General features: G+C 71.1%; 4 protein-coding genes. 1 reads left to right on the top strand and 3 read right to left on the bottom strand.

Annotation, left to right across the window (positions count from 1 at the left end; translation table 11 throughout):
- Nucleotides 1-282: ATP-binding cassette domain-containing protein (locus tag FDZ70_07365; protein TLM74033.1), on the bottom strand; the 282-nt coding region annotated here is incomplete at its 3' end.
- 108 nt (nt 283-390) lie between these two features.
- On the opposite strand from FDZ70_07365, the gene FDZ70_07360 reads away from it, so the two are divergent.
- Nucleotides 391-795: a hypothetical protein gene (locus tag FDZ70_07360; protein ID TLM74032.1), complete on the top strand. Its 405-nt coding sequence runs from the start codon at nt 391-393 to the stop codon at nt 793-795.
- A gap of 53 nt (nt 796-848) precedes the next feature.
- Here FDZ70_07360 and FDZ70_07355 read toward each other — a convergent pair whose 3' ends face one another.
- A complete protein-coding gene (locus FDZ70_07355; protein TLM74031.1) occupies nt 849-1,694 on the bottom strand; it encodes a hypothetical protein in 846 nt (281 codons plus the stop codon).
- A gap of 27 nt (nt 1,695-1,721) precedes the next feature.
- Nucleotides 1,722-4,009 (bottom strand): copper-translocating P-type ATPase (locus FDZ70_07350; GenBank protein ID TLM74030.1); only part of this gene is annotated, 2,288 nt, incomplete at its 5' end.

Raw genomic sequence — 4,009 nt, 5'->3', positions numbered from 1 at the left:
GAAGAGCTGGAACACGAAGCCGATGCGGCGGCGGCGCAGTTCGGTGAGGTCGTCGTCGGACATCGTCGAGATGTCGACGCCGTCGATGCTGACCGTGCCCGAGGTGGGGCGATCGAGGCCGCCGATCAGGTTGAGCAGGGTCGACTTGCCGCAGCCCGACGGCCCCATGACCGCGACGAACTCGCCCGGGTCCACCGCGAGATCGACACCGTCGAGCGCCGTCACCGCCGTCTCGCCGCTCCCGTAGACCTTCGTCAGTCCCCGGACCTCGACCGTCGGCATGCGGCGCACCTTTCGGGTCGGACGTCGTTCTACCCCACTGTACCCCGCGAGCGGCGCCCATGCGTGCGATACTCGCAGGCGACCGTCCGCGCCCGGGATCGGGGGGCCATGCAGCGGCCCGTACAGCGCCCCAACCTGATCGCGTTGTTCCTGCAATCGCTCGCTGGTACCGGGCTCGGCGCGCTCGGCGCGACGGCGCTCGGCATCGTGTGGGCCGTGGGGTTCAAGATGCTCGTGCCCGACGTCCTCGAAGCGTGGCGGGCCGTCGGCGCGCTGCTGGGGTTCGCGGCCGCGTCGCCCATAGGCGTCAAGGCGATGGCGCGCTACCAGGGCTTCACCGGCTCGGTCCTACTCTCGATAGCGTTCGGCGGCGCGGTGGCGCTCGCCGCCGCGGTCTGCGGGCTCGTCGTGCCGGGCGACGCGGGCGAGGCGCTGCTCTACCTGCTGCCGCTGCTCATCCCGCCGCTGTCCGTGTGGGGCTACAACGCACTGAACGTGCGGCCTCCCGCATAGGCGAGGGCCGCCCCGCGGGGCGGCCCTCCCGAAGCGCGCGCGTGACTCCGCCCCTACTGCACCGCGACCTTGATCGCGACCTCGTCCTGTCCGACGAAGAACGGCTGGTCGGGGCTGTTGATCTTGTCCATCATGTCGAACTCGAAGGTGCCGGCCTCACCGCGATCGGCGTGGAGCGCGACGAAGAGGTCCGGCGTGAGCGGCACCGGGTAGAGCGCGACGGTCACACCGCGGCTCTCGCCGGCCGTCACGTGCGCGAGCCCGACCCGTGCGCCCGGGGCGCCGTCGTCGTCCGCGTGCACGACGATCCAGGCGTCGGTCGGCGCCGCTGCGAGCGATACCACGAGCGACTCCCGGACGCCCGGCTGGTCCTCGACCGCGATGCGCGGCGTGCCCTCGTTGACGCGCACGCCGAACTCACGGACCTCGGCGACCTTCGCGAGCTCCTTCCCGTCCACGAAGAACGGCCGGTCCGGGCTCATCTCCTTGGCCATCATGTCGAAGTCGAACTCGCCGCCGGTCGCGCGGTCCGCGTGGATCGCGACGATGACCTTCGGCGAGGTGACCTTCTCGAGCGTGACGCGGACGTCCGCGCTCTCGCCCTTCGGGATCGCGGTGAGCCCGACGCGTGCGCCCGGCTTGCCGTTGTCGTCCAGGTGCACGACCACCCACGCGTCCTCGGGGACCTTCACCCGGTCCACGATGAGCTGGTCGACGCCGAGCTGCTTGTCGGCGAGCTCGAGCTGCGCCGAGTCAGCGGAGGCCACGTAGCCCCACACGCCCGGATCCTTCTCCTCGGCGGTCTTCGCCGAGGTGCATCCTGCGAGCGCGACTGCCGCGACGATGATCGCGACGAGCGCGATCGCGCCCCTTCGCGTCCATGCCTGCATGTGTCCCATCGAAGTGCCTCTCTTGTCGGTGCGGGCCTACGCGGCCCGGTTCAGGGTCGGACGGAAGCGGCGCAGCAGCAGCGAGCTCGTCACGACGCTCACACTCGACAGCGCCATCGCCGCGCCGGCGAGCTCCGGACGGAGCAGGCCGAGCGCCGCGACCGGGATGCCCAGCGTGTTGTAGCCGAGCGCCCAGAAGAAGTTCTGGCGGATCTTGCGCATGGTCGCGCGGGACAGCTCGATGGCCGTCACGACGTCGCGCAGGTCGTTCTTGATCAGCACGATGCCGCCGGTCTCCATCGCCACGTCGGTGCCGGCGCCCATCGCGATGCCGATGTCGGCCTGCGCGAGCGCGGGCGTGTCGTTGATGCCGTCACCGACCATCGCGGTCACGAGGCCCCGCTCCTGGAGCTTGGCGACCTCTGCGGCCTTGTGCTCGGGCAGGACCTCGGCGAGCACGTGGTCGGGGGCGATGCCGGCCTGCGAGGCGATCGCCTCGGCGGTGCGGCGGTTGTCGCCGGTGATCATGTAGACCTCGACGCCCATCCTGGTGAGCTGTGCGACCGCCTCGGCCGAGGCCTCCTTGAGCGTGTCGGCGACCGCGACCAAGCCGGCGAGCACGCCGTCCACGGCCACGAGCATCACGGTCTTGCCGTGCGACTCGAGCTCGTCGAGCCGAGCGGCCAGCGCGTCGATTGCCACGCCCTCGCGGGCCATGAGCTTGCGGTTGCCGAGCGCGACGCGGCGCCCGCCCACCGTACCCTCGACGCCGTGGCCGGGAACCGCGGCGAAGCCCTCGACCTGCGGCATCTCGACGCCGTCGGCCGCGGCGCGCGCCACGATCGCCTCGGCGAGCGGGTGCTCGCTCGAACGCTCGAGCGCCCCTGCGAACGCCAGCATCTCGGCGGCGGACAGGCCGCCGACCGGCTCGAGGTCGGTCACGACGGGCGAACCGTGCGTGAGCGTGCCGGTCTTGTCGAACACGATCGCCTTGATGCGGTACGCGGTCTCCAGCGCCTCGCCGCTCTTGATGAGGATGCCGTTCTCGGCGCCCTTCCCGGTGCCGACCATGATCGCGGTCGGCGTGGCGAGGCCGAGCGCGCAGGGGCACGCGATGACGACCACCGCAGTGCCGGCGAGCAGCGCTTTGACGAACGGCGTGACCGCCATGTAGAAGTCCGGCGCCACGAACCGCGGCACCACGAACAGCCACACGAGGAAGGTCACGAACGCGACCCCGACGACCGCCGGGACGAAGACCGCCGAGATCCGGTCGGCGAACCGCTGGACCGGCGCCTTGGTGGCCTGCGCGTCCTCGACCAGCTTGATGATCTGGGCCAGCGCCGTCTCGGCTCCGACCTTGGTCGCGCGGAAGCGGAACGACCCGAGCTTGTTCATGGTCGCGCCGATGACGGTGTCGCCGGGGTGCTTCTCGACCGGGATGGACTCGCCGGTGAGCATCGACTCGTCCACCGCGGACGTGCCGGACACGACCGTGCCGTCGACCGGGACCTTCTCGCCGGGCCGCACCTCGACGATGTCGCCGGGCAGGACCTGCTCGACCGGCACCTCGGTCACGCGACCGCCGAGGACGACGCGGGCGGTCTTGGGCGCCAGGCCGATGAGCTTCTTGATGGCGTCACCGGTGCGCCCCTTCGCGCGCGACTCCAGCAGCTTGCCGAGCAGCACGAAGGTGATGAGCAGCGAGGAGGTCTCGAAGAAGACCGGCTCGGCGGCCAGCGTGGGCACGAACGCCGAAGCGGCCGAGTAGAAGTACGCGGCGGACGTGCCGATCGCGATGAGCATGTCCATGTTGCCGGCGCGGTTCTTCAGGCCGTGCCACGCGCCCCGGTAGTACTGCGCGCCTGCGTAGAACTGCACGGGCGTCGCAAGGATGAAGCCGATGTACTTCCCGACCAGCATCGGGTCCCAGGCGCCGCCGATCGTGTTCGCGAGCCAGACGGCGACCGCGAGCGGCACCGTCTCCATCGCGGCGGGCACCATCGAGACCACGAGTAGCGGTACGGAGAGCGCCAGGGCGAAGACGAACAGCCGCTTCTGGTGCTCGTAGTGCTTGCGCTGCGCGACGCGCTGGGGGTCCTCACCGGCATCGGCCAGCGGCGAGACGCGCTGCCGCACCGTGGCGGTGTAGCCGGCCGCGACGACCGCCGCGATGAGTTCGTCGGGGCCTGCCACCTGCGGGTCGAAGTCCACGGCCGCCGTCTCGGCGGTCAGGTTCACCGTCGCGGACGTCACGCCGGGGGCCTTCAGCAGCGTCTTCTCGATCACCTGCTGGCAGGCGGCGCAGTGCATGCCACCGACCG

Source organism: Actinomycetota bacterium, assembly GCA_005774595.1.
In the GTDB taxonomy this organism is placed as follows: Bacteria; Actinomycetota; Coriobacteriia; order Anaerosomatales; family D1FN1-002; genus D1FN1-002.
Note: the sequence above shows the minus strand (reverse complement) of the source record. Positions and strands in the feature narration are given on the sequence as shown.

Bases quoted from the DNA above. Each gene is read 5' to 3' on its own strand.
- FDZ70_07360 (TLM74032.1), top strand. From the start codon at position 391: ATGCAGCGGCCCGTACAGCGCCCCAACCTGATCGCGTTGTTCCTGCAA.
- FDZ70_07355 (TLM74031.1), bottom strand. From the start codon at position 1,694: ATGGGACACATGCAGGCATGGACGCGAAGGGGCGCGATCGCGCTCGTC.